Origin of the sequence: Streptomyces sp. NPDC006309 (genome assembly GCF_040613095.1) — a bacterium.
GTDB lineage: Bacteria > Actinomycetota > Actinomycetes > Streptomycetales > Streptomycetaceae > Streptomyces.
The window spans coordinates 180984-203868 of sequence record NZ_JBEXRO010000012.1 but is presented as its reverse complement, the minus strand read 5'-3'; the positions used below and the strand labels follow the sequence as shown (position 1 = coordinate 203868).

Below are 22885 nucleotides of genomic sequence, written 5' to 3'. Positions count from 1 at the left end.
GCCTAGGCCGTCCCGCCGGGCTTTCCGGTCGCGGTCAGCCGCCGTACGCCCCCGAGGCGGTCAGGCGCAGGGCCGTGTCGATCAGCGGGACGTGGCTGAACGCCTGCGGGAAGTTGCCGACCTGGCGCTTCAGGCGCGGGTCCCACTCCTCGGCGAGCAGACCGAGGTCGTTGCGCAGGGAGAGGAGCTTCTCGAACAGCCTGCGGGCCTCGTCCACCCGGCCGATCATCGCCAGGTCGTCCGCCATCCAGAACGAGCAGGCCAGGAAGGCGCCCTCGTCACCCGGCAGGCCGTCGACGCCCGCGTTGTCGCCCTCCGTCGGGTAGCGCAGGATGAACCCGTCGGCGGTGGACAGCTCCCGCTGGATCGCCTCGATCGTGCCGATCACCCGCTTGTCGTCCGGCGGCAGGAAGCCCATCTGGGGGATCAGCAGCAGCGAGGCGTCCAGCTCACGGGAGCCGTAGGACTGGGTGAAGGTGTTGCGTTCCTGGTCGTAGCCCCTCTCGCAGACGTCCCGGTGGATGTCGTCGCGCAGTTCCTTCCAGCGCTCCAGCGGGCCGTCCGCGTCACCGGACTCGATCAGCTTGATGGTGCGGTCCACCGCGACCCAGGCCATCACCTTGGAGTGCACGAAGTGCCGGCGCGGGCCGCGCACCTCCCAGATGCCCTCGTCCGGCTCCTGCCAGTGGTCCTCCAGGTAGCGGATCAGCTTCAGCTGGAGCAGCGAGGCGTAGTCGTTGCGGGCCAGGCCCGTCATGTGGCCCAGGTGCAGGGCCTCGGTGACCTCGCCGTACACGTCCAGCTGGAGCTGGTGCGCGGCGCCGTTGCCGACCCGGACCGGGGCCGAGTTCTCGTAGCCCGGCAGCCAGTCCAGCTCGGCCTCGCCCAGTTCCCGCTCGCCGGCGATGCCGTACATGATCTGGAGGTTCTCCGGGTCGCCGGCCACCGCCCGCAGCAGCCACTCGCGCCAGGCGCGGGCCTCCTCGCGGTAGCCGGTGCGCAGCAGGGAGGAGAGGGTGATCGCCGCGTCGCGCAGCCACGTGTAGCGGTAGTCCCAGTTGCGGACGCCGCCGATGTCCTCGGGCAGGGACGTGGTGGGGGCCGCGACGATGCCGCCCGTGGGGGCGTACGTCAGCGCCTTCAGGGTGATCAGCGAGCGGACCACGGCCTCGCGGTACGGCCCGTGGTACGTACAGTGCTCGACCCACTCGCGCCAGAACGTCTCCGTCGCCTCCAGCGACTGCTCCGGCTCCGGCAGCGGCGGCGGCTGCTTGTGGGAGGGCTCCCAGGAGATCGTGAAGGCGATCCGGTCACCCGGGGCGACCGTGAAGTCCGCGTACGTGGTCAGCGCCTTGCCGTAGGTCTCGGCCTCCGTGTCGAACCACACGGAGTCCGGTCCGGCGACGGCCACCGTGCGGCCCTCGTGCTTGTGCACCCACGGCACCACACGGCCGTAGGAGAACCGCATCCGCAGGGCGGAACGCATCGGCACCCGGCCGGTGACGCCCTCCACGATCCGGATCAGCTGGGGGGCGCCGTCACGCGGCGGCATGAAATCGGTCACGCGCACCGTGCCGCGCGGGGTGTCCCACTCGGACTCCAGGATCAGCGAGTCGCCGCGGTAGCCGCGCCGGGCCGCCGTGGGCGGCTCGGCGTCGGCCGCGTGCGCCGGGCCGAGCCGCCAGAAGCCGTGTTCCTCGGTGCCCATGAGGCCGGCGAAGATGGCATGCGAGTCGAAGCGGGGCAGGCACAGCCAGTCCACCGTGCCGTCCCGGCAGACCAGTGCCGCGGTCTGCATGTCTCCGATGAGTGCGTAATCTTCGATGCGCCCGGCCACGTGCAACTCCAGTCGAACGGCCACGTCACCCCCGCGCAGGGGGATATCGCTTAGTGCGGTCAAGGGGATCGTTGTTGTGCGTCGTTGAGCGGTGAAGCAAAGCAGCCCGCCGAGCCCTGAGGCAACACGACAGTCTTTGCTCAACGAACTGCCGCGCTCTCGTTGTTCCGGTGTGATGCAGCGGGGGTGTGCCGTCTTTTCCGGCCGGGCTCGGCAGCGAGTGTCCGAGCAGGATACGACGCACGTACATGATCCGCGCGCCGCTCCGGACAACCCGTGTGGGCTAAACGGGTGACCTGGCGGGTGGGAACTGTCCGTAGTGACGTACGTGACGGAGCGGTCCGTGCCCGGGTGTGCGCGGAGTGTGCCCGGGAGCCATCCCGTCCGGGCGCTGATACGCTGGTAGCCCGTGGAGCGGTGGGCGACGAACCCCCGTACCGCAGCGACGGCACCCCGGGCCCTTCCCGTCCGGCAGCCGCCCCGCATCACAGACAGCGACCACGGGAGCCCCCTCTTGGCCATGCCCTCCAAATCCACGACGACCAAGCACATCTTCGTCACCGGGGGTGTCGCCTCCTCGCTCGGCAAGGGTCTGACGGCCTCCAGCCTGGGCATGCTGCTCAAGGCCCGCGGCCTGCGTGTCGTGATGCAGAAGCTCGACCCGTACCTGAACGTCGACCCGGGCACGATGAACCCCTTCCAGCACGGTGAGGTGTTCGTCACGAACGACGGCGCCGAGACCGACCTGGACATCGGCCACTACGAGCGCTTCCTCGACCGCGACCTGGACGGCAGCGCCAACGTCACCACCGGCCAGATCTACAACACGGTGATCGCCAAGGAGCGCCGCGGCGAGTACCTGGGCGACACCGTCCAGGTCATCCCGCACATCACCAACGAGATCAAGCACCGCATCCGCCGCATGGCGACCGACGAGGTCGACGTCGTCATCACCGAGGTCGGCGGCACCGTCGGCGACATCGAGTCGCTGCCGTTCCTGGAGACCGTCCGCCAGGTCCGCCACGAGGTCGGCCGGGACAACGTCTTCGTCGTGCACATCTCGCTGCTGCCGTACATCGGCCCGTCGGGCGAGCTGAAGACCAAGCCCACCCAGCACTCGGTGGCCGCGCTGCGCAACATCGGCATCCAGCCCGACGCGATCGTGCTGCGCTGCGACCGCGAGGTGCCCACCGCCATCAAGCGGAAGATCTCGCTGATGTGCGACGTGGACGAGGCCGCCGTCGTCGCCTGCCCGGACGCCCGCTCGATCTACGACATCCCGAAGACCGTGCACGGTGAGGGCCTGGACGCCTACGTCGTCCGCAAGCTCGACCTGCCCTTCCGGGACGTGGACTGGACGACCTGGGACGACCTGCTCGACCGCGTCCACAACCCCGACCACGAGATCACCCTCGCGCTGGTCGGCAAGTACATCGACCTGCCCGACGCCTACCTCTCGGTCACCGAGGCGCTGCGGGCCGGCGGGTTCGCCCACCGCGCCCGGGTGAAGATCAAGTGGGTGACCTCGGACGACTGCAAGACCGCGGCCGGCGCCCAGGCCCAGCTCGGTGACGTCGACGGCATCTGCATCCCCGGCGGCTTCGGCGACCGCGGTGTGCTCGGCAAGGTCGGTGCCATCCGATACGCCCGCGAGAACCGGATCCCGCTGCTCGGCCTGTGCCTGGGTCTCCAGTGCATCGTGATCGAGGCGGCGCGCAACCTGGCCGGGATCCCGGACGCCAACTCCACCGAGTTCGACCCGGCCACCGGCCACCCGGTCATCTCCACCATGGCCGAGCAGATGGACATCGTCGCCGGTGAGGGCGACATGGGCGGGACGATGCGGCTGGGCATGTACCCGGCCAAGCTCGCCGAGGACTCCATCGTGCGCGAGGTGTACGACGGCAAGGAGTACGTCGAGGAGCGCCACCGCCACCGCTACGAGGTGAACAACGCCTACCGCGCGGAGCTGGAGAAGAAGGCCGGCATCCTGTTCTCCGGCACCTCCCCGGACGGCAAGCTCGTCGAGTACGTGGAGTACCCGCGGGAGGTCCACCCCTACCTGGTCGCCACCCAGGCGCACCCGGAGCTGCGCTCGCGCCCGACCCGCCCGCACCCGCTCTTCGCCGGCCTCGTGAAGGCGGCCGTCGAGCGCCAGCAGCAGGGCTGACACACGCGGAAGATCGCGAGGTGATCCACCGGTTGTACGGTGGCCGGGGTGCGCACCTTCGAGAGGTGGGCACCCCGGTTTTCTCTGTGCGCACGTGGAAGGACAGGGCATGACGATCAAGGACACCCCCGAGGAGTGGGAGATCCGGGCGACGGACACCCCCTTCGTGGGCGGCAAGACCTCCGTCCGCACGGACGACGTGGTCATGCCCGACGGCTCGGTGGCCGGCCGTGATTACCAGGTCCACCCCGGCTCGGTCGCCGTCCTCGCCCTGGACGACGAGGACCGGGTCCTGCTCATCAACCAGTACCGGCACCCGGTCCGGCACCGGCTGTGGGAGATCCCGGCCGGCCTGCTCGACGTACCCGGCGAGAACCCGCTGCACGCCGCCCAGCGGGAGCTGTACGAGGAGGCGCACGTCAAGGCCGGCGACTGGCGGGTGCTGACCGACGTCTACACCACCCCCGGCGGCTGCGACGAGGCCGTACGGATCTTCCTCGCCCGGAACCTGTCCCCGGCCGATCAGCAGCGCTTCGAGGCGGAGCACGAGGAGACCGACATGGAGCACGCGCGCGTGCCGGTCGAGGAACTGGTGCGCCGGGTGCTGGCCGGGGACGTGCACAACAACTGCCTCGTCGTCGGGGTCCTCTCCCTGGTGGCGGCCCGCGGCGGGGACGGGCTGGACGCGCTGCGCCCGGCCGACGCCCCGTGGCCCGCGCGTCCCTTCACCTCCTGACCCATCACCCGTCCGGCGCAGTGGTGTGACGATCGCCTGATCCGATCGGGCGATCCGTCCGCCGCGCTCCTTCCGGGAGGTAGCAGAGCGTGAACTAGGCTCTGCAAAACGCCCGTACCGGAAGACACCGGCGGGCTTTGCGCGTGCGGTGGGACGGGAGCGTGGCCCGTGACGGATCAGGCGGTGGACACAGGCGAGGTGCGGCCGGCCGCGCACCCGGCCACGCGGGACCGTTTCCTCGGCCGGGCACGCGAGCTGAAGGAACTGCGCGCCGACATCGAGCGCGCGGGCCTGGACACGCTCTCCGGCCGCAAGGCCCCCCGCGCGCGCGTGCTCCTCATCGCCGGCCGCCCCGGCTCGGGCCGCACCAGCCTCGCCGAGGAACTCGTCCGCCAGGTCGCCGGCCGCTACCCCGACGGGGTGCTGCGGGCCCGGCTGAGCGAACCCGACGGCACGCCGGTGCCCGTCGAGCGGGCCGCCCGCGAACTGCTCGGCGCCCTGGGCCTGCCCGCACCGGCCGGGGCCGCCGAGGACGACCTCACCGCTGCCCTGCGCGGCGCCCTCGCCGGCCGGCGCATGCTGCTCCTGCTGGACGACGCCGCCGGTGCCGACCAGGTCGACGCGCTGCTCCCGGACGCCCCGGACTGCCTGGCGGTGGCCGTCTCCGGCGGCCCGCTCACCGGTATCGCGGACGTCCGCCCCTGCACACTCGGCGGACTGGACACCAAGTCCGCCGTGGAGCTGCTCACCCGCTACGCCGGCGCGGTCCGTGTCACCGTCGACCCCCGTTCCGCGGAGAGCCTGGCCGAGGCCTGCCAGGGACACCCGGCCGCGCTCGTCCTGGCCGGCGGCTGGCTGGCGGCCCGGCCCCAGGCCGCCGTCGCCGACCTCGCCAAGCGGATGCACGCGGACAGCGATGACGGCGCCGACGGCGCGGACGCCGGTCCGACGGCCCGTGTCCTGCGGCTCGTGTACGAACAGCTGCCCGGCCAGGGTGCCCGGATACTGCGACTGCTCAGCCTCGCCCCGGCCGGCCTGGTCGACCCGCACACCGCCTCCTCCCTGGCCGGCTGCTCGGTCGACGCCGCCCGCGCCGTCCTGGACGACTTCGTCGCCCTCGGCCTGCTGCGCGCGGTGGACTCCCCGCTGCCCCAGTACGACGTCCCCGGCTGGCTGCACCCGTTGCTGCGCGTCCTCGCCGCCGGCCAGGAGCGGCCCGCGGAGCTCCAGCTCGCCCGGGCCCGGATGCTGGAGCGGACGGTGCGGCTGCTGCACTCCTGCCGGGTCATCACCGAGACGGACAGTCCGCAGGCCCGGGAGAAGCTGAGCGCCATGCCCCGGGAGGTGCGCTTCCCCACCCCGCGGGCGGCGGCCGACTGGCTGCGTATCCGGCGGCCCGCCCTGCTGGCGTCCGCCCGGCTCGCGGTGGCCGACGGGGAGCTGGACACCCTGGCGAGGCGGCTGCTGTCCCAGCTGGTCAGGGCCATCGCGGCGCATGTCGGCACCCAGGCCGCCGCGCCGGACCTGTACGGCGTCCACGGCCTGGTCCTCGATGTCGCCGAGCGGCGCGGGCTGCCCCGGGAGAAGGCCGCGGCCCTGCTGAACCTGGGCGATCTGGACGCGCAGACCGGCCGTACCCGGGACGCCCTGGTGCGCTACCGGGCCGCCCTGGAGGCCGGCCGCGAGGCGAACGACCCGTACGCGACCGGCCGCGCGATGGAATCCGTAGGCGGCGCCTACCAGGAGCTGGGCGACTACGACCGGGCCGCGGACTGGTTCGGGCGGGCCCTGGCCGAGCGGCTGGCCCGCGGGGAACGCCCGGAGGCCGCCCGGCTCTACGGCCGGATCGCCACCACCCACACCTACGCCGGCCGGTACGGCGAGGCGCTCAGGAACTGGCGGGCCGCGCTCGCCGGCTACCGCAGGAGCGGTGATGTCGCCGCCAGCGCGCGGGCGTTGAGCGAGATCGCCCGGGTGCAGGAGTACGCGGGGCGGCCCGAGGAGTCGCTGCGCACCTGCCAGGAGGCCGTGGACTGGGCGCGGCGCGCCGAGGACGTCCGGTTGCACGCCGCGCTGGAGCTGCGGCTGGCGGACACCCTGGACCGGATCGGCGACCCGGCGGCGGCCCGCCTGCACCGCGTGGCGGCGGAGCGCATGCTGGTCGAGGAGCCGCCCGAGGACGGCACAGGCCAGGAAAAGGACGCTGATGCCTGCGAAATCCGCAGCTCATCCGACAAAGATTGATGCAATGAAAGGCTAGACAGCCGGAACGCCTTCATTAGACTGGCTCTGCCGCTCGTTCTCCTGCGGTGTCTCCCGGTGTGCCCTGCATGCCTGGGTATGTCATGTAATGCACCCCCCATACCCTCTGAGCCAAGGACCGTGATCGACGTGAAGGTCGGCATCCCCCGCGAGGTCAAGAACAACGAGTTCCGGGTGGCCATCACCCCCGCCGGCGTGCACGAGCTGGTGCGCAACGGCCACCAGGTCGTCATCGAGCGGGGCGCCGGCCTCGGCTCCTCCATCACGGACCAGGAGTACGTCTCCGCCGGTGCCGCCATCCTCGACACCGCCGACGAGGTGTGGGCCACCGCCGACCTGCTGCTCAAGGTCAAGGAGCCGATCGCGGAGGAGTACCACCGCCTCCGCAAGGACCAGACGCTCTTCACCTACCTCCACCTGGCCGCCTCCAAGGAGTGCACGGACGCGCTGCTGGAGTCCGGCACCACGGCCATCGCCTACGAGACCGTCGAGCTGCCGGGCCGCGGCCTGCCGCTGCTCGCCCCGATGTCCGAGGTCGCGGGCCGCCTGGCCCCGCAGGTCGGCGCGTACCACCTGATGCGCGCGGCCGGCGGCCGTGGCGTGCTCCCCGGCGGCGTCCCGGGCGTGACCCCGGCCAAGGCCGTCGTCATCGGCGGCGGTGTCTCCGGCTGGAACGCCACCCAGATCGCCGTCGGCATGGGCTTCGACGTCACCCTGCTGGACCGCGACATCAACAAGCTCCGCGAGGCCGACCGGATCTTCGGCACGAAGGTCAAGGCGATCATGTCCAACTCCTTCGAGCTGGAGAAGGCCGTCCTCGACGCCGACCTGGTCATCGGTGCGGTCCTCATCCCGGGCGCCAAGGCCCCGAAGCTGGTCACCAACGAGCTGGTGTCCCGCATGAAGCCCGGAAGTGTTCTTGTCGACATCGCGATCGACCAGGGCGGCTGCTTCGAGGACTCCCGTCCCACCACGCACGCCGAGCCGACCTTCCAGGTCCACAACTCGGTCTTCTACTGCGTGGCCAACATGCCGGGCGCGGTGCCGAACACCTCCACCAACGCGCTCACCAACGCCACGCTGCCGTACATCGTCTCCCTCGCCAACAACGGCTGGGTCGAGGCGCTGCGCCGTGACGCCGCGCTCGCCAAGGGTCTCAACACCCATGACGGCAAGGTGGTCTACAAGGAGGTCGCCGAGGCCCACGGCCTGGACCACGTCGAGCTGACCGCCCTGCTCGGCTGACCCCTTCCGACCTGGCGGGTCACCAAGTCACCGCCAGGTAAAAGGCGATTCGTCAACACGACTCGTCAACCGCGCGCGCCCGGCCGGACCTTGCCCGACAAGGTCCGGCCGGATGTGTGTATGGTCACTTTGCGGCACTCGGTCAACTCGCCTCGAACGTAACCCTTCGACCGATTCGCACACCGGTGAAACCTGCCGTGCGACGGCCGTGAGCCCTTGACAGAGGGATGTTTCATTGCCGACACATCCTGCCGGGTCCGGCGGATTGTGTTGCTGCGGACCGCCGACACGCCATAGAGTCGCCAACCGTCGGCATGGTGCCACGCTGACCTTGTCTAGAAGTTTCCTGGTCACCAAGGAGGTAAGACGACTTGTGAATGAGTCGACATTTTCTCCCGGGGGTGGTCAACCAGGAATGCCGGTACGGGGCCAGGACCCCACGGGATTCGAGGCTGTCGGCTCCGTAGCTGTGCGCACCTTCGCAGCCCACCAGAGTCCGGATCCGCAGGCGGACCGGACAGCACACCAGAGCATGGATGGCCATCACGTGAACGCCATGGCCGGCGACGGAAGTGGCGCGCCCCACAACCAACTCGCCGACTACGACGACCTGCCCGAGGGGCATTTCTACGACCCCGACGCCGAGTACGAGCCCGATCCGGAGTACGCGGCCACGCTCGCGCCCGACGCTGCCCGCCAGCGCCGTGAGCGCGTCGGCCCCACCGGCCGCCCGCTGCCGTACTTCCCGATCCCGGGCCCGCTGACCGACCACGGCCCCGCGAAGATCATCGCGATGTGCAACCAGAAGGGCGGCGTCGGCAAGACCACGTCGACCATCAACCTGGGTGCCGCGCTCGCGGAGTACGGCCGGCGCGTGCTGCTCGTGGACTTCGACCCGCAGGGCGCGCTGTCGGTCGGTCTCGGCGTCAACCCGATGGAGTTGGACCTCACCGTCTACAACCTGCTCATGGAGCGGGGCATGTCCGCGGACGAGGTCCTGCTGAAGACGGCGGTCCCCAACATGGACCTGCTGCCCAGCAACATCGACCTGTCGGCCGCCGAGGTCCAGCTGGTCTCCGAGGTCGCGCGCGAGTCGACGCTCCAGCGGGCCCTGAAGCCGCTCCTGCCCGACTACGACTACATCGTGATCGACTGTCAGCCCTCGCTCGGCCTGCTGACCGTCAACGCCCTGACGGCCGCGCACAAGGTGATCGTGCCGCTGGAGTGCGAGTTCTTCGCCCTGCGCGGTGTGGCCCTGCTGACCGAGACCATCGAGAAGGTCCAGGAGCGGCTCAACCCCGAGCTGGAACTGGACGGCATCCTCGCCACGATGTACGACTCGAGAACCGTGCACAGCCGTGAGGTGCTCGCACGTGTCGTCGAGGCGTTCGACGACCACGTCTACCACACGGTCATCGGGCGCACGGTCCGCTTCCCGGAGACCACGGTCGCCGGTGAGCCGATCACCACGTACGCCTCCAACTCCGTAGGTGCCGCCGCCTACCGCCAGCTCGCCAGGGAGGTGCTCGCCCGGTGTCACGCCGAGTGAGTCTGCCCGGGGCCGACGAGTTGTTCCGCACGACGGGGGGGACGGCACTCCAGCCGTCCGGTACCCGGCGCGGGGCGAACGGTGAGGCCCGGGTGCCGGCTCCCGCGGGGGAGAGCGACGAGACGGCCGCCGAGGACGGACCCCAGTCGGTGCCCGTCCAGGGCGGTGACGGAGAGGGTGCGGAGCACGCGGCGGCCGCGGCCGATTCGTCCGGGTCCGGCGAGTCCCGCACCCGTCCGGCGCGGCGGCAGGAGGCGCAGGAAGGTGTCGATCCCGCCGGGCAGCCGCGCAAGCGCGGGCGGGCCGCGTCCCGGCGGCCCAGCGGGCGCGAGCGGCACGACGAGAAGATCACCGTGTACGTCTCGGCCGAGGAACTGATGGACCTGGAGCACGCCCGGCTCGTGCTCCGCGGCGAGCACGGGCTCGCGGTGGACCGCGGCCGGATCGTCCGCGAGGCGGTGGCCGTGGTCCTGGCCGACCTGGAGTCCCGCGGGGACGCGAGCATCCTCGTACGACGGCTGCGCGGGCGGTAGCGGTAGCCTGCGGAGGCCATGACCTCGAACGCAGCCCCCGCCCCCGGCGCAGCCGCCGGCCGCCGGCGTGCGCTGGGGCGGGGTCCGGGCGGACCGGAGAACGCCTCCCGGACCCCCGGCACCGAGCCGCCCGGGACCCCGGGGAGCGCCCCGCAGACCCCGTCCTCCCGGACCCCCGGCACCGAGCCGCCCGGGACTACGGGGAGCGCCCCGCAGACCCCGGCGCCGACCGCACCGACAACCCCCCTGCCACCCGAGCCCTCGGCACCCGGTGAGCCGGTCGAGCCCGCTGTGTGCGATGACCCTGCTGTGCCTCATGGGTCCGCCGGGCCGCATGAGCCTCCGGCGCCCGGTGATCCTGCGGAGCATGGGCCCACCGAGCCCCGTGAGTCTGCGGAGCCCCGTGCGCCTGCCGTGCCCCACCAACCCTCCGACGGGGTTTTCACGGTTCGGCTCGCCAACTTCGAGGGGCCCTTCGACCTGCTGCTCCAGTTGATCTCCCGGCACCGGCTGGACGTCACCGAGGTCGCCCTGTCCCGGGTGACGGACGAGTTCATGGCGCACATCCGGGCCATGGGGCCGGACTGGGACCTGGACCGGACGACCGAGTTCCTGGTCGTGGCCGCCACGCTGCTCGACCTGAAGGCGGCCCGGCTGCTGCCCGCCGCCGAGGTCGAGGACGAGGGCGACCTGGCGCTGCTGGAGGCGCGGGACCTGCTGTTCGCGCGGCTGCTCCAGTACCGCGCGTACAAGCAGATCGCCGGCATCCTCGACCGGCGGCTCGACGAGGAGGCCCGGCGCTATCCCCGTACCGTCGGCCTGGAACCGCAGCACGCCGAGCTGCTGCCCGAGGTCGTCATCGGCATCGGCCCCGAGGGTCTCGCCAGGCTGGCGGTCAAGGCGATGCAGCCCCGGCCCAGGCCGCAGGTCTACGTCGACCACATCCACGCCCCGCTGGTCAGCGTGCAGGAGCAGGCCGGGATCGTGGTGGCCCGGCTGCGGGAACTGGGCGAGGCGGACTTCCGGACGCTGGTCGAGGACACCGGCGACACCCTGACGGTCGTGGCCCGGTTCCTGGCCCTGCTGGAGCTGTACCGGGAGAAGGCCGTCGCCCTGGACCAGGAGACCGCGCTCGGCCGGCTGCTCGTGCGCTGGACCGGCGACGCGGACGCGGCACCCCTGGTCACCGACGAGTTCGACCGGCCGCCGGAGCGGCCCGAGGAGAAGAAGGCATGAGCGAGGAGACAGCGGAACCCCCCGCGGGACCCCGGACCGCCGCCGGCCTCGACCTCAGGCCCGCCCTGGAGGCGATGCTCATGGTCGTGGACGAGCCCGCGACCGAGGAGCACCTGGCGCGGCTCCTGGAGCGGCCGGAGCGGGCAGTCGCGGACGCCCTGCGGGAGCTGGCCGACGAGTACACCGCGCAGGGCCGCGGTTTCGACCTGCGGTTCGTCGCCGGCGGCTGGCGTTTCTACACCCGGGCCGCCTACGCGCCGGCAGTCGAACGGCTCGTCCTGGACGGCCGGACGGCCCGGCTCACCCAAGCCGCGCTGGAGACCCTGGCGGTCGTGGCCTACCGCCAGCCGGTCAGCCGCAGCCGCGTCTCCGCGGTGCGCGGAGTGAACTGCGACGGCGTGATGCGCACCCTCCTTCAGCGCGGTCTGGTCGAGGAGGCGGGCGCGGAACCCGAAACAGGTGCGATCCTGTACAGGACGACGAACTACTTCCTGGAGCGGACGGGCCTGCGCGGCCTGGACGAGCTTCCGGAACTCGCGCCCTTCCTCCCGGAGGCGGAGGCGATCGAGGCCGAGACCCAGGAGGGAGTCCCGTCGTTCGACCCGGACGCGCCCGACGCGCCCGGAGCAGACGACGACGCAGACGACTAAGACGGAACTTTGATGCGAAGCAGCGGCAGCGGCAAGAGCGGTGGCGGACGCGGGAACTACCGCGGTGCCGGCAACAGCAGGGACGACAAGCAGGGGCAGGGCCGGCCCCGCAAGCCCCGCCCCGAGGAGCGCCGCTACGACGTGGGCCCCGGGGCCACCCACGACGGCCCGAAGGCGGGCCGGGGCGGCGCCGCGCGCGGTGGCGCCAAGGGTGGCCCGAAGCGGCCCCAGCAGGGCGGCCGTACGGCCCCCGCGCGCTCGCGCGAGTACGAGACGCGGGTGGAGGAGCGCAACCGGGACCGGTACGCCGGGAAGCCGGACATCAAGCTGCCCAAGACCTTCCCGGGCGCGGAGCAGGAGGGCGAGCGCCTCCAGAAGGTGCTCGCGCGCGCGGGCTACGGCTCCCGGCGGGCCTGCGAGGAGCTGATCGAGCAGGCCCGGGTCGAGGTGAACGGCGAGATCGTCACCGAGCAGGGCCGCCGGGTGGACCCGGAGAGTGACGAGGTCAAGGTCGACGGCCTGACGGTCGCGACGCAGTCCTACCAGTTCTTCTCGCTCAACAAGCCCGCCGGTGTCGTCTCCACCATGGAGGACCCGGAGGGCCGCCAGTGCCTCGGGGACTACGTCACCAACCGCGAGACGCGGCTCTTCCACGTCGGCCGGCTGGACACCGAGACGGAGGGTGTCATCCTGCTCACCAACCACGGCGAGCTGGCCCACCGTCTCACCCACCCGAAGTACGGGGTGAAGAAGACCTACCTCGCGGCGATCGTCGGCCCGATCCCGCGCGACCTGGGCAAGCAGCTGAAGGACGGCATCCAGCTGGAGGACGGTTACGCCCGCGCGGACCACTTCCGGGTGGTCGAGCAGACCGGCAAGAACTACCTGGTCGAGGTGACCCTGCACGAGGGCCGCAAGCACATCGTGCGGCGCATGCTCGCCGAGGCCGGTTTCCCGGTCGAGAAGCTGGTGCGCACCGCCTTCGGCCCGATCACCCTCGGCGACCAGAAGTCGGGCTGGCTGCGCCGCCTGTCGAACACCGAGGTCGGCATGCTCATGAAGGAAGTCGACCTCTAGAGCGCCTTGCCGTGATCACCATCCCCGTTTATTGTCATAGTGACGATAAAGGGGATGGTGAACCGCGTGAACCGCGTGTCCGAACGAGCCGCGACCGGCGCGCTCCTGGGCCTGGCCCTCGGGGACGCCCTCGGCTACCCGACCGAGTTCAAGACCGTGCCGGCGATCCTCGCCGAGTCCGGTCCCTGGCGGACGCTGGAGCCGGCGCGGCCCGCGCTGGTCTCCGACGACACCCAGATGACCCTCGCCGTCGGCCGCGCCCTGCGGACGGCCATGGAGCGCGGCGACCTCACGCCGCGGCGGCTGGAGCGGCCGCTGCGTGAGGAGTTCGTGCACTGGTACCGGTCACCGGAGAACGTCCGCGCCCCCGGCGGCACCTGTCTGCGGGCGTGCGCCCTGCTCACGGAGCCCGGCCGGCCCTGGCAGGACGCCAGCCGGGTCGGCTCCAAGGGCTGCGGCGCCAACATGCGCGTCGCGCCCGTCGCCCTCGCCCCCGGCCTGAGCGGCGAACAGCGTGCCGGCGCCGCCCAGTTGCAGGCCGCGCTCACCCACGGCCACCCCACCGCGCTGGCCGCCTCCGACCTCACCGCCCACGCCGTCCACCTGCTCGCGCGGGGCACCGGACCGGCGGAACTGGTCGGCGCCCTGCGCGCGTACGCCCTGGACCACCGCACCCGCTACCACCACGGCTGGCTGGGCGACCTGTGGACCCGCGCCGAGGACCCCGGCCCCGAGCAGTTCATCGCGCGCGGCTGGGACGAGTGCCTGGCAATCCTCGACCGCCTCCGGGACGCCGTACGGACCGTCTCCCCGGAGACCGACCCCTGCCTGGCCACCGGCGAGGGCTGGATCGCCGAGGAGGCCCTCGCCACCGGGCTGCTGTGCTTCCTGCTCTTCCCGGACGAGCCCGTCACCGCCCTGCGCCGCGCCGCCTGCACCGCCGGTGACTCCGACTCCATCGCCTGCCTCACCGGCGCCTTCGCGGGCGCCCGGCTGGGCGCCGGTGCCTGGCCCGCCGAGTGGGCCGGGCGGATCGAGTACCGGGCGGACCTGCTGGCCCTGGGGTCACTCTGGGACGCCGGGGCCGGCACTCCGGCCTGAGAGCGTGAGGTCTCCACCGCCGTGCCCCGCGTCCAGGAGTCCCCGCGCGGCCTCGTGGTCCGGCTCCGCCCGCAGGGCCGACGCCCGGCGCACCCGGTACAGGAAGCCGGCCACGCGCGCGTGGTCCGGTTCCGGCGGCAGCGGGCTGCCCCGCAGAGCCGCCTCGGCCTCGGCCGCCAGCCGGACCATCCGCCGCTCCACCTCCGCCCACGGCACCTCGCCCCGCTTCACCGCGAGCAGCGCCTCCCGCCGGTCGCCGGCGTCGATCCGCAGCTCGCCGGTGCGCGTCAGGTCCCGGGCGCTCGCCAGCAGCCGCAGCAGATGCATCGCGTGCTTCCAGCGCGGGGCGCCCGTGACGCGGACGTCGGCGTCGAGCTTCTTGCGCTGGCCGAGGGCGTAGCCGGTGAACGTGTCGTAGGCCCGCAGCGACAGGAAGGCGCCGCGCAGGGACAGCAGTTCGCGGCCGGTGTCGTCGGCGTGCTCCACCAGCGGGGAGTGCAGGCACTCCAGGATGTTCGGGTTGCCGCGCAGCGCCAGCTCGCAGAACCGCTCCAGCTCCCAGGAGAACCGCTCCTCACCCGGCCCCTCCACATGCGTCGGCGGCTTCTCGAACCGCCAGAACAAGGGGGTGGGGGCGAGGAACACCCCCCGCCGGTCGGTGTCGCTGGCGTCCGTGGCCAGTCCGAAGGCACGGGAGCCCATGACACAGGCGTAGACCGTGTGATCGCGTACGAGATCCTGCGGCTGCATCCCCGGAGCCTACGCGGGCCCTCAGGCCAGCTGGATCGACTGCCCCCGCACGGTGATCGGCTTCTCGGGCAGCGGCTCGGTCGCCGGGCCGTGGGCCACCGAGCCGTCGGCGACGTGGAACCTGCTGCCGTGGCAGGGGCAGTCGATGGTGCCGTCCGCGACCTTGTCCACCGTGCAGCCGCGGTGCGTGCAGATCGCCGAGAAGGCCTTGAACTCGCCCTTCGACGGCTGGGTGACGACGATCTTCCGGTCGCCGAACACCTTGCCGCCGCCCACCGGGATGTCGCCGGTCCTGGTGAGTTCCGCACCGCCGGCGGACGAGGAGGGCGACGGGGAGCCGCTGGCGGCGCCCGCGGACGAGGCGGAGGAGACGGGCGACGGGGAGCCGCTGCCGGCGCCGGTGGGGGAGGCGGACGACGAGGAGCCGCTGCCGCTCTTGCCGCCGCCGCATCCCACGCAGCCCAGGGCGAGCGCCCCCGCGCTCGAAGCCAGAACCGTGCGCCGGGTCGAGGGGTGGGTCATGTCACGCCTTTCGCGCTGGACGTACAGAACGGTGGATACCGGTACGTCCGCATCGTCTCAGCGACCGGGCGGCGCACGCCCGCCCCGCGCGGGCTGACTACGCTGGACGGACCAAGAACAGACACGCATGTCAGCGAGGAGCAGCACCGTGGCGGTACGAGCGGTCCGGGGGGCCGTCCAGCTGGAGCGCGACGAGGCCGGACACATGGAGGAGCAGGTCGGGGCCCTGCTCACCACCGTCCTGGAACGGAACGGGCTGACCGCCGACGACCTGATCAGCATCTGGTTCACGGCCACCCCCGACCTGCACAGCGACTTCCCGGCCGCCGCCGCCCGCGGGCTCGGCCTCGTGGACGTCCCGCTGATCTGCGCCCAGGAACTGGATGTCGAGGGCGCCATGCCCCGCGTCGTGCGGATCCTCGCCCACGTCGAGTCGGACACACCCCGCGCCGGCATCGCCCATGTCTACCTCGGCGCCGCGGCCGGCCTGCGCAAGGACATCGCCCAGTGAGAACCGCACTCGTCATCGGCACCGGCCTCATCGGCACCTCCGCCGCCCTGGCCCTCGCCCGGCGCGGTGTCGCCGTCCACCTCGCCGACCACGACCCCGACCAGGCCCGTACGGCCGCCGCGCTGGGCGCCGGCACCGACGAGGCGCCCGAGGGCCCGGTCGACGTGGCGATCGTGGCCGCCCCGCCCGCCCACGTCGCCCGGGTGCTCGCCGACGCCATGCGCCGGGGCGTGGCCCGGGGCTACCTCGACGTCGCCAGCGTCAAGGGCGGCCCCCGCCGCGAGCTGGAGGCGGCCGGTCTCGACCTCAGGGCCTACCTCGGCACCCACCCCATGTCCGGCCGGGAGAAGTCCGGCCCGCTGGCCGCGACCGCCGACCTCTTCGAGGGCCGGCCCTGGGTGCTCACCCCGACCCGGGACACCGACACCGAGGTGCTGAACCTCGCCCTGGAGTTGGTCTCGTACTGCCGGGCCGTCCCGGTCGTCATGGACGCCGACGCCCACGACCGCGCCGTCGCCCTCGTCTCCCACATGCCCCACCTGGTGTCCAGCATGGTCGCCGCGCGCCTGGAGCACGCCGAGGAGGCCGCCGTACGGCTGTGCGGGCAGGGCATCCGGGACGTGACCCGGATCGCCGCCTCCGACCCGCGCATGTGGATCGACATCCTGTCCGCCAACCCCGGGCCGGTCGCCGACCTGCTGTCCGACGTCGCCGCCGACCTCGGCGAGACCGTGCGGGCGCTGCGCGCCCTCCAGTCCCCGGACGACGACAAGCGCCGCTCGGGCAGCGCCGGCGTCGAGGACGTGCTGCGCCGCGGGAACGCCGGCCGGGTGCGGGTGCCCGGCAAGCACGGCAGCGCGCCCCGCGTGTACGAGACCGTCGTCGTCCTCATCGACGACCAGCCCGGCCAGCTGGCCCGCATCTTCGCGGACGCGGGACAGGCGGGCGTCAACGTCGAGGACGTGCGCATCGAGCACGCGACGGGACAGCAGGCCGGCCTCGTCCAGCTCATGGTCGAGCCGCAGGCCGCGGCGGCGCTGCGGGAGGCACTGCGCGAGCGCGGCTGGGCCCTGCGGCAGTAGAGCCCGGTGAGGGCGCCTGCCGCGAGCCAGTAACCTTGTGCGGGGCGCCCTTGCGTCCCGCCCCCAGCCCACCACCCTTCACCAGGAAGGTGCCTCCCCGTGGAAAACGGCGCCGCCCCGACGCCCAAGCCCGTGATCGTCGCGATCGACGGTCCGTCCGGCACGGGCAAGTCGAGCACGTCGAAGGCCGTGGCCGCGCAGCTCGGCCTGAGCTACCTGGACACCGGCGCCCAGTACCGGGCGATCACCTGGTGGATGGTGAACAACGGCATCGACCTGGCGGACCCCAGCGCCGTCGCCGCCGCAGCCGGCAAGCCGGAGATCGTCTCCGGCACCGACCCGGCGCACCCGGCCATCACGGTCGACGGCGTCGACGTGGCCGGCCCGATCCGCACCCAGGAGGTCACCTCCAAGGTCAGCGCGGTCAGCGCGGTCCCCGAGGTGCGCACCCGGATCACCGGGCTCCAGCGCTCGCTGGCCGCCGCCGCGGAGCACGGCATCGTGGTCGAGGGCCGGGACATCGGTACGACCGTCCTGCCGGACGCCGACCTGAAGATCTTCCTCACCGCCTCCCCGGAGGCCCGTGCGGCCCGCCGCAGCGGCGAGCTGAAGAACGCCGACGTCCACGCCACCCGCGAGGCACTGATCAAGCGGGACGCGGCCGACTCCAGCCGCAAGACCTCGCCGCTCGCCAAGGCCGACGACGCGGTCGAGGTGGACACCACCGAGCTGACCCTCGCCCAGGTCATCGAGTGCGTCGTCACCCTGGTCGAGGAGAAGCGGGCCGGGAAGTGAGCCGTCCGCCGGTCCCCTCGGAGCGGGGCGCCGAGATCGGGCGGCGCATCGGCGTCGGCCTGATGTACGGGTTGTTCCGGCCGCGTGTGCTGGGCGCCTGGAAGGTGCCGGCGACCGGCCCGGTGATCTTCGCGGTGAACCACTCCCACAACGTCGACGGCCCCATGGTCATGGGCGTGGCGCCCCGACCGACGCACTTCCTGATCAAGAAGGAGGCGTTCATCGGCCCGCTGGACCCCTTCCTGACCGGCATCGGCCAGCTGAAGGTGGACCGGGCCCTGCCCGACCGCACCGCGATCACCCAGGCCCTCGGCGTGCTGGCGGCCGGGGGGGTGCTGGGCATCTTCCCGGAGGGCACCCGGGGCGAGGGCGACTTCGCCGCGCTGCGCGCCGGGCTGGCTTACTTCGCGGTCCGCGGCGGGGCGCCGATCGTGCCCGTCGCCGTCCTGGGAAGCTCCGAGCGGCCCGGACGGCTGGTCAAGGCGCTGCCTCCGCTGCGCTCGCGGGTCGACGTCGTCTTCGGTGACCCGTTCGACGCGGGCGACGGCAGCGGGCGGCGTACGCGCGGCGCGCTGGACGAGGCGACCGAGCGGATCCGCGAGCGGCTCACCAGCCACCTGGAAAACGCCAGGCGCCTGACCGGGCGCTAGGCGACACTTGAGTAGTGGATCAGCCCACGGAGGGCCGCTCCACCGATCACCACGAATGAACGACGAGGTACGGACTTCATGAACGACGACATCCAGCCCGACGGCTCGGCCGAGCACGAGTACGAGCACGGGGCTCTCGGCGACGCCGAGTACGCGGAGTTCATGCAGCTCGCCGCGGAAGAGGGCTTCGACATCGAGGACGTCGAGGGCGCCATCGAGGCGGCGGGCCACGGCCCGCTGCCCGTGCTCGCCGTCGTCGGCCGCCCCAACGTCGGCAAGTCGACCCTGGTGAACCGGATCATCGGCCGTCGCGAGGCGGTCGTCGAGGACAAGCCGGGCGTCACCCGCGACCGTGTCAGCTACGAGGCCGAGTGGGCCGGCCGCCGCTTCAAGGTGGTCGACACCGGCGGCTGGGAGCAGGACGTCCTCGGCATCGACGCCTCCGTGGCCGCGCAGGCCGAGTACGCGATCGAGGCGGCCGACGCGGTCGTCTTCGTCGTCGACGCCAAGGTCGGCGCGACCGACACCGACCAGGCGGTCGTCCGGCTGCTGCGCAAGGCGGGCAAGCCCGTCGTGCTGTGCGCCAACAAGGTCGACGGCCCGAGCGGTGAGGCGGACGCGACCTACCTGTGGGCGCTCGGCCTCGGCGAGCCGCATCCCGTCTCCGCCCTGCACGGCCGCGGCACCGGCGACATGCTGGACGCCGTCCTGGAGGCGCTGCCGGAGGCCCCCGAGCAGACCTTCGGCACCGCCGTCGGCGGCCCCCGCCGCATCGCGCTCATCGGCCGCCCGAACGTCGGCAAGTCCTCGCTGCTGAACAAGGTGGCCGGCGAGGAGCGCGTCGTCGTCAACGAACTGGCGGGCACCACCCGCGACCCGGTCGACGAGCTGATCCAGTTGGGCGGCGTCACCTGGAAGTTCGTCGACACGGCGGGCATCCGCAAGCGGGTCCACCTCCAGCAGGGCGCCGACTACTACGCCTCGCTGCGTACGGCGGCCGCCGTGGAGAAGGCCGAGGTGGCGGTCATCCTGATCGACGCCTCCGAGAACATCTCCGTCCAGGACCAGCGCATCGTCACCATGGCGGTGGAGGCGGGACGCGCGATCGTCCTCGCCTTCAACAAGTGGGACACCCTGGACGAGGAGCGCCGCTACTACCTGGAGCGGGAGATCGAGACGGAGCTGGCCCAGGTCGCCTGGGCACCCCGGGTCAACGTCTCGGCCCGCACCGGCCGGCACATGGAGAAGCTGGTCCCGGCGATCGAGACGGCGCTGGCGGGCTGGGAGACGCGCGTCCCCACGGGCCGCCTGAACGCCTTCCTCGGCGAGCTGGTCTCGGCCCACCCGCACCCCGTCCGGGGCGGCAAGCAGCCGCGCATCCTGTTCGGCACCCAGGCCGGCACCAAGCCGCCGCGGTTCGTGCTCTTCGCGTCGGGCTTCATCGAGGCGGGCTACCGGCGCTTCATCGAGCGCCGCCTGCGCGAGCAGTTCGGCTTCGAGGGCACCCCGATCCACCTGTCGGTGCGGGTGCGCGAGAAGCGCGGCGCGAAGAAGAAGTGACGGCGGTACGACGAGAAGGGCGCCCCCTGGCTCTCCAGGGGGCGCCCCTCGCCGTTCACGGGTCCGTCACGCGCCCCGGCGCGGCCCCGGCGGCAGGGCGGCGGGCAGGTACTGCATGCCGGTGTCCTGCTGCCGCCCGAGCGTGCCGACCCGCTGCCACTGCGACTGCTGCCGGGCGCTGTAGGCCCCCGCGCTGTAGGCGCTGTAGGAGCTGCTGAACGACCCCGCGCGGTGGCCGCCGTACGCGCTCGTGCCGTCGGGGAAGTCGCCGAAGGCACTGAACCTCAGCTCCTCCTCGCCGCTGCGGTCCCCCGGCAGTGTGCGGAAGGTCCTGACCCACTCCGCGTAGAGCGAGTCGTAGATCGGCGTGGCCGACGGTCCGCCGGACGGTTCGTGGGCCGTCCGGGCGGACGGCACGGAGGAGAAGGACCGGCGGGGGGGAGTGTCGTATGCGTGCACGTATGTCCAAACGACCGGACGCGCAAAGGGATGCGGCCGACGCGGTCGTACGGCTCCGCGGGCGGCCTCAGGTACCCGCGAGCGGAAGCGCCGCGGCGACCAGCCTGCCGTGCGCGGCGGCCCTGTCCAGCGCGCCGCGCAGCAGGTCCTCCCGGGGCTGGCGCCCGATCGATCCCACCGGCGCCGCGAACAGGAGCACCTGCTGGTGCTTGTTGGCGGCGGCCCGCCAGCTGTCGGTCACCTGGAGCGGCTGGTGCGCCTGCCACCAGGCCACCGGCCCGCCCCCGTTGGCCGACGGCTGGAGCACCGCGTGCAGCTGCCCCACGGCCAGCAGGACGGACCAGCCGTGCAGCACCGGCGGGACGGACGCCAGCTCGGTCACCGGCAGGAAGCCCTGTTCGACGAGCAGCGCGAGGAAGTCGTCGCCGGTCCCGGTGGTGCCCGGGCGCGCGATCGCCGTGGTCGGCTCGACGACGAGCGCGGGGTGCAACTCCCCGTCGATCAGGACCAGTCCGCTGGTCACACCGAGCACCGCCTGCTCGGGAACGGTCGCGTGCGGCGCGCCGGCGGCGTCGGCGCCGGCCATGTCACCGGCGGCGCCGATGGACCGGACGGCGCCCTGCAACTGCTCCTCGGTGACCTGGACGACCTGCGAGGGCAGGCAGCCGGCGTGGGCGAAGGCGAGGACGGCGGTCTCGTCGCCGACGAACAGGACGGTGCTGGTGCGCTCCTGCTCGGAGTCGCCCTGGGTGCGGCAGGACGTGCAGTCGTAACTGCCCGGGGCGTTCTCTCCGGCGAGCAGCCGGTCGGCTTCTTCGTCGCCGATCTCGGCGCGTACGGCGTCACTGACGTCGAGCATGCGCGGCACGGGTGGCTCCCTCGGAATGCGGTGCTGGGGGTCGGCCGGGTGGCTCCCGGCCGATGAGCCCCGGGGTTCCGGGCTCATGAAGAAGACAACGGGCGTCCTGTGGTGGGGGTCACGCCCCGGGGCCGACCGGTTCGAACTGCCTGCCGCGCGCTGTCACACTGGGTGCATGGACGATTGCGTCAAGTGAGAAGTCCGCCTGGAGAAAGGGCGTGGCCGAGTGATGTGGGCCACAGGCTGCTGGGGTCGGTGGTCGACTCATCCGGAAATAAGCGGATGAGGTGGGTGTCCGGAAATCGCCGCTACCGTCGGTAACGGTCAACTGGCCTGGAGCGAAGGCGAGTTGGTTGATTCCGGTGGCCCGCCCTCCCTAGATTCCTCCGCCGTGTGCAAGGAGCACCGCTCGGGTACGTCCGCAGACCGGCATCAGGCAGAGCACGAACGCCGCACCGGTGGTGGCGGACGGGGCGGGCGCGACGAACCGCGGTCATACGCGGCACGACGCGCTCCGTCCGGGGGAGCCCGGGTTCGTGGAGAGGGAAACACATGACCGACTGTGCCGATACCACCCGCAACACCGGCCGGCCCGACAGCGCCCGCAAGGGCCGTACGACGGCCGCGCTGGCCGGAGCCGCCCTGCTGGCCCCGCTGGGACTGCTGGCCGCGACCGGCAACGCCGCCGCGGCGGACAACGGGGTGTGGGACCGCATCGCCCAGTGCGAGAGCGGCGGCAACTGGCACATCAACACCGGCAACGGCTACTACGGCGGGCTCCAGTTCTCCGCCGGCACCTGGCGCGCGTACGGCGGCACCGCCTACGCCCCGACGGCCGACCAGGCCTCCAGAAGCGCGCAGATCACCGTCGCCACCAAGGTCCAGGGCGCCCAGGGCTGGGGTGCCTGGCCGGTCTGCTCGGCCCGCGCCGGAGCCGCCGGCACCGCCCCGGCTACCGCCTCGGACACGTCGTCCCCGGGCGGCGCGCCCCGCAGCGGCGGAACCGGAAGCGGCTCGACCGGGAACAGCCCGGCCCGGCACACCGCGACGCCGAGGAGCGCGACGACGCCGTCCGCCCCGGCCGCGACGCCGGAACGCCCGGCGGCCGCCACCGGCCGCAGCGCGTCCCGCGGCGACTACACGGTCCGCGAGGGCGACACCCTGAGCATCATCGCCGCCCGGTACGGAACCAGCTGGCAGCGGCTCTACGCCGCCAACAAGGCCGTCATCGGCGCCGACCCCGATCTGATCGTGCCCGGCCAGCGCCTCGCGCTGTGAGCCCCGCGCTCTGAGCCCCGCGC

At 72.6% G+C, this 22885-nt stretch carries 21 protein-coding genes; 16 read left to right on the top strand and 5 right to left on the bottom strand.

The window, feature by feature from the left end; translation table 11 throughout:
- Positions 1 to 34 precede the first annotated feature (34 nt).
- Positions 35 to 1837 (bottom strand): glycoside hydrolase family 15 protein, encoded by a 1803-nt coding sequence (locus ABZ117_RS18385; protein ID WP_356821976.1) that lies wholly within the window; start codon positions 1835 to 1837, stop codon positions 35 to 37.
- Positions 1838 to 2357: 520 nt separating this feature from the next.
- On the opposite strand from ABZ117_RS18385, the gene ABZ117_RS18380 reads away from it, so the two are divergent.
- From ABZ117_RS18380 to ABZ117_RS18335, 10 genes are all read left to right on the top strand, one after another.
- On the top strand, positions 2358 to 4007 hold the full coding sequence (locus ABZ117_RS18380) for a CTP synthase (RefSeq protein WP_356821940.1): 1650 nt from the start codon (positions 2358 to 2360) through the stop codon (positions 4005 to 4007).
- Positions 4008 to 4116: 109 nt separating this feature from the next.
- On the top strand, positions 4117 to 4743 hold the full coding sequence (locus ABZ117_RS18375) for an NUDIX hydrolase (RefSeq protein WP_356821938.1): 627 nt from the start codon (positions 4117 to 4119) through the stop codon (positions 4741 to 4743).
- A gap of 168 nt (positions 4744 to 4911) precedes the next feature.
- Positions 4912 to 6987 (top strand): tetratricopeptide repeat protein, encoded by a 2076-nt coding sequence (locus tag ABZ117_RS18370; RefSeq protein ID WP_356821936.1) that lies wholly within the window; start codon positions 4912 to 4914, stop codon positions 6985 to 6987.
- Between the two features lie 138 nt (positions 6988 to 7125).
- Positions 7126 to 8250 carry an alanine dehydrogenase gene (ald, locus tag ABZ117_RS18365; RefSeq protein ID WP_356821934.1) on the top strand — a complete coding sequence of 375 codons (1125 nt, stop codon included), beginning with the start codon at positions 7126 to 7128 and terminating at the stop codon, positions 8248 to 8250.
- A gap of 415 nt (positions 8251 to 8665) precedes the next feature.
- Positions 8666 to 9799 carry a ParA family protein gene (locus ABZ117_RS18360; protein WP_356821932.1) on the top strand — a complete coding sequence of 378 codons (1134 nt, stop codon included), beginning with the start codon at positions 8666 to 8668 and terminating at the stop codon, positions 9797 to 9799.
- The gene (locus ABZ117_RS18355; protein ID WP_356821930.1) at positions 9784 to 10332 is read left to right on the top strand and encodes a hypothetical protein; all 549 of its coding nucleotides are present in this window, start codon (positions 9784 to 9786) and stop codon (positions 10330 to 10332) included. The genes ABZ117_RS18360 and ABZ117_RS18355 overlap by 16 nt, the downstream gene beginning before the upstream one ends.
- Positions 10333 to 10350: 18 nt before the next feature.
- Complete coding sequence (locus ABZ117_RS18350) at positions 10351 to 11568, top strand: segregation/condensation protein A (protein ID WP_356821928.1); 1218 nt, start codon at positions 10351 to 10353, stop codon at positions 11566 to 11568.
- Positions 11565 to 12218 (top strand): SMC-Scp complex subunit ScpB, encoded by a 654-nt coding sequence (gene scpB, locus ABZ117_RS18345; protein ID WP_356821926.1) that lies wholly within the window; start codon positions 11565 to 11567, stop codon positions 12216 to 12218. Before ABZ117_RS18350 ends, scpB begins: the two co-directional genes overlap by 4 nt.
- 12 nt (positions 12219 to 12230) lie before the next feature.
- Entirely contained in the window at positions 12231 to 13295 is a 1065-nt protein-coding gene (locus ABZ117_RS18340; protein WP_356821924.1) for a pseudouridine synthase, read from the top strand.
- Between the two features lie 75 nt (positions 13296 to 13370).
- A complete protein-coding gene (locus ABZ117_RS18335) occupies positions 13371 to 14396 on the top strand; it encodes an ADP-ribosylglycohydrolase family protein (protein ID WP_356821975.1) in 1026 nt (341 codons plus the stop codon).
- On the opposite strand, the gene ABZ117_RS18330 is transcribed toward ABZ117_RS18335, so the two are convergent.
- Both ABZ117_RS18330 and ABZ117_RS18325 read right to left on the bottom strand, forming a co-directional pair.
- Entirely contained in the window at positions 14361 to 15146 is a 786-nt protein-coding gene (locus ABZ117_RS18330; RefSeq protein WP_356821923.1) for a nucleotidyltransferase domain-containing protein, read from the bottom strand. The genes ABZ117_RS18335 and ABZ117_RS18330 overlap by 36 nt on opposite strands.
- A gap of 21 nt (positions 15147 to 15167) precedes the next feature.
- Entirely contained in the window at positions 15168 to 15668 is a 501-nt protein-coding gene (locus ABZ117_RS18325; RefSeq protein WP_356821921.1) for a Rieske (2Fe-2S) protein, read from the bottom strand.
- Positions 15669 to 15816: 148 nt separating this feature from the next.
- Here ABZ117_RS18325 and aroH point away from each other — a divergent pair, with 148 nt between their 5' ends.
- The 5 genes from aroH to der all read left to right on the top strand — a co-directional run bounded on the left by aroH (position 15817) and on the right by der (position 20266).
- Positions 15817 to 16179: a chorismate mutase gene (gene aroH / locus ABZ117_RS18320; protein ID WP_356821919.1), complete on the top strand. Its 363-nt coding sequence runs from the start codon at positions 15817 to 15819 to the stop codon at positions 16177 to 16179.
- Positions 16176 to 17261: a prephenate dehydrogenase gene (locus ABZ117_RS18315; RefSeq protein WP_356821917.1), complete on the top strand. Its 1086-nt coding sequence runs from the start codon at positions 16176 to 16178 to the stop codon at positions 17259 to 17261. Before aroH ends, ABZ117_RS18315 begins: the two co-directional genes overlap by 4 nt.
- A 99-nt stretch (positions 17262 to 17360) precedes the next feature.
- The gene (gene cmk, locus ABZ117_RS18310; RefSeq protein WP_356821915.1) at positions 17361 to 18056 is read left to right on the top strand and encodes a (d)CMP kinase; all 696 of its coding nucleotides are present in this window, start codon (positions 17361 to 17363) and stop codon (positions 18054 to 18056) included.
- A complete protein-coding gene (locus ABZ117_RS18305; RefSeq protein ID WP_356821913.1) occupies positions 18053 to 18706 on the top strand; it encodes a lysophospholipid acyltransferase family protein in 654 nt (217 codons plus the stop codon). Before cmk ends, ABZ117_RS18305 begins: the two co-directional genes overlap by 4 nt.
- A 78-nt stretch (positions 18707 to 18784) precedes the next feature.
- On the top strand, positions 18785 to 20266 hold the full coding sequence (gene der / locus ABZ117_RS18300; protein ID WP_356821912.1) for a ribosome biogenesis GTPase Der: 1482 nt from the start codon (positions 18785 to 18787) through the stop codon (positions 20264 to 20266).
- 66 nt (positions 20267 to 20332) lie between these two features.
- On the opposite strand, the gene ABZ117_RS18295 is transcribed toward der, so the two are convergent.
- On the bottom strand, positions 20333 to 20725 hold the full coding sequence (locus tag ABZ117_RS18295; RefSeq protein ID WP_356821910.1) for a hypothetical protein: 393 nt from the start codon (positions 20723 to 20725) through the stop codon (positions 20333 to 20335).
- Between the two features lie 67 nt (positions 20726 to 20792).
- The gene (locus tag ABZ117_RS18290) at positions 20793 to 21593 is read right to left on the bottom strand and encodes a hypothetical protein (protein ID WP_356821908.1); all 801 of its coding nucleotides are present in this window, start codon (positions 21591 to 21593) and stop codon (positions 20793 to 20795) included.
- A 543-nt stretch (positions 21594 to 22136) separates the two neighbouring features.
- Between ABZ117_RS18290 and ABZ117_RS18285 the strand changes: the two genes are divergently transcribed.
- Positions 22137 to 22862: a transglycosylase family protein gene (locus ABZ117_RS18285; protein ID WP_356821907.1), complete on the top strand. Its 726-nt coding sequence runs from the start codon at positions 22137 to 22139 to the stop codon at positions 22860 to 22862.
- Positions 22863 to 22885: the final 23 nt, after the last annotated feature.